Annotated in this window: 3 protein-coding genes; 2 read left to right on the top strand and 1 reads right to left on the bottom strand. The window is 64.8% G+C overall.

From position 1 onward, the window contains the following. Nucleotides 1–140 precede the first annotated feature (140 nt). Nucleotides 141–623 (top strand): peroxiredoxin, encoded by a 483-nt coding sequence (locus tag U9979_RS12085; protein ID WP_322779462.1) that lies wholly within the window; start codon nt 141–143, stop codon nt 621–623. A gap of 193 nt (nt 624–816) precedes the next feature. On the opposite strand, the gene U9979_RS12080 is transcribed toward U9979_RS12085, so the two are convergent. Next, entirely contained in the window at nt 817–1308 is a 492-nt protein-coding gene (locus U9979_RS12080; protein ID WP_322779461.1) for an OsmC family protein, read from the bottom strand. Nucleotides 1309–1400: 92 nt separating this feature from the next. Here U9979_RS12080 and U9979_RS12075 point away from each other — a divergent pair, with 92 nt between their 5' ends. Beyond that, nucleotides 1401–2048, top strand: a complete 648-nt coding sequence (locus U9979_RS12075; RefSeq protein WP_322779460.1) for a class I SAM-dependent methyltransferase — start codon at nt 1401–1403, stop codon at nt 2046–2048. Nucleotides 2049–2128 lie beyond the last annotated feature (80 nt).

Genomic DNA, 2128 nt, shown 5'->3' with positions numbered 1-2128 from the left:
ACCCTGTGACCCTCTGACCCTCTGACCCTGTGACCCTCTGGGCCTCTGGGCCTCTGGCGCGATGACCGAAATAGGATGAGACGGAGCTAAAGGTCGTTAACATCCGAAGATCGTCAAAAAAGTCGTTAAAGGGAGTAAAAATGCCGGTGAAGGTCGGTGACCCGATCCCTGACGTCGAAGTCAGGATCATGACCGAGAACGGTCCCACGGCTGTGCGCAGCGGCGAGCTGCTGGGCCGGGGCAAGGTGGTGCTGTTCGCCGTACCGGGTGCGTTCACACCGGGCTGCTCGCGGGTGCACCTGCCCGGCTTCGTCGAACACGCGGACGAGCTGACCGCGAAGGGCGTCGAGACCATCGCCTGCGTCGCAGTCAACGACGCGTGGGTACTCCAGGCGTGGGCCCGTGACCGTGGCGCCGGCGAAAAGATCATAATGGTGGCCGACGGCAACGGCGAGTTCACCGAGGCCATGGGCCTGATGTTCGACGGCCAGGGCTTCGGTCTGGGGAAGCGCTCACAGCGCTACGCCGCCGTCATCGACAACGGTGTGATCACCCGTCTGGACGTCGAGTCCGGACCAGGTGTGGACGTGAGCTCCTGCGAGTCGGTCCTGAGCCACCTGTAGGAACGCCACCGTCCCTCTTGCCGGTCCCCAGCGCCGGTCGCGCTCAGTCACCTCGTCGACAGCGGCCTTGTGTTCCAGAGCGTCTGATTCTCCGGAGCACAGGGCCAGCTGGCGGATGTGCCAGGTGACAACCTGCCCGGCGTCAGGTTCTGCGTCCGCAAGACGCTTCAGCTCCGCTTCGAGGAACGCCACCTCATCCTGCATCGCCGGTACCGCCGGGTCGGTGCACGAAGGTTGGCCGCACGCTGACCTCGCAACGCAGGCTGTTGGCGATATAGCACTCATGGTGTGCCTGCTCCACCAGGGCATGGAGCCGCTCGACCGGGGTGTCTCCCGATACCACGATTCTCGGCCGCAACCAGATGTGGGTCAGGCCAATGGGTTCAGCCGCGTGAGACATGACCGCTTCTGCGGCGTCGTCGTAGCGGCGGACGTCGACCCCTGCCCGGGCTGCCATAGCCAGGAACGACAGGAGCTGACAGGACGACGCCGCGAGGACGACGAGTTGCTCGGGGTTGAGACGCTCGTGCGTGCCACGGAACGCCGGATCCGCACTGAGGTGAACGGTTGCCTCGGCGGGCGGGCATTCGCCACGATGCTCACGGCTGTATGCAGCGTACCCGGCCGCGGTGGATCCGTCCCAATGGCAATGTGCCCGGTAGCGGTGCTGTTCGTGCTGATTCATGGGGCTCTCCTCCGGTGGAAGGAAACCGCCGCCGAGACCCATCCGATCAAAGGATCCACGTCTACCAGCGGAGATCAGAATACTGTCATCCCATGCACACGGGTGAGACGGAGGCTTCTGCCGCTGATGGATGGGAGCGGGCTCGACTCGGCGCCCGGGCCAGGCTCCTTGCCGCGCAGGCCGGCATTGATGCGACGTTCGTCCAGGCCGACGTTCTCGACCTGCCCGCCGATCTGGGCGATGCGTTCGACCTGGTGGTGGCCAGCTACGGCGTGTTCACCTGGATCGGTGACCTCGATCTCTGGGCCCGCAGCGCAGCCCGTGCGCTACGCCCAACGGGGCGTCTGGTCGTCGTTGACATGCACCCGCTGGCCCAGATGATCGAACAGCGTGACCCCCTGGTAGTCGACTTCCCTTATGCCGATGACGGACCCCACCGCACATCCAGCGAAAGCACCTACGCCAACCCGGCGGCAGTTCTGCGCGCCCAGACCACCGTCCAGTGGGCACACTCGCTTGGCGAGATCGTCACCGCGCTCACCGGCGCGGGGTTGCGGCTCGAACTGCTCCACGAACATCTGTCCACCGACCGCGACGATCGCCCCGGGGTTTTCGCCCTCGGTGATGACGGACGGTGGCGGCTCCAGGTGTGGGACCAGGACCTCCCCGTGCTGTTCAGTCTCACCGCTACGAAGAACTGCCCAGCCGAAGGGATTCGGTCCGTGCAGGCCAGGGGCTAATATGCACATCCTGTACGAACAAATGTTCGACTTTGGGGGCATTTCGGGTTATCGTTGATCTATGCAGAGTGTCGCCGCCA

Origin of the sequence: Protofrankia sp. Cas4, assembly GCF_963555915.1 — a bacterium.
Classification (GTDB): Bacteria; Actinomycetota; Actinomycetes; order Frankiales; family Frankiaceae; genus Protofrankia.
The sequence above is the reverse complement of the archived record's forward strand: the minus strand, read 5'-3'. Positions and strand labels throughout refer to the sequence as shown.

Bases quoted from the DNA above. Each gene is read 5' to 3' on its own strand.
- U9979_RS12075 (WP_322779460.1), top strand. From the start codon at position 1,401: ATGCACACGGGTGAGACGGAGGCTTCTGCCGCTGATGGATGGGAGCGG.
- U9979_RS12080 (WP_322779461.1), bottom strand. From the start codon at position 1,308: ATGAATCAGCACGAACAGCACCGCTACCGGGCACATTGCCATTGGGAC.
- U9979_RS12085 (WP_322779462.1), top strand. From the start codon at position 141: ATGCCGGTGAAGGTCGGTGACCCGATCCCTGACGTCGAAGTCAGGATC.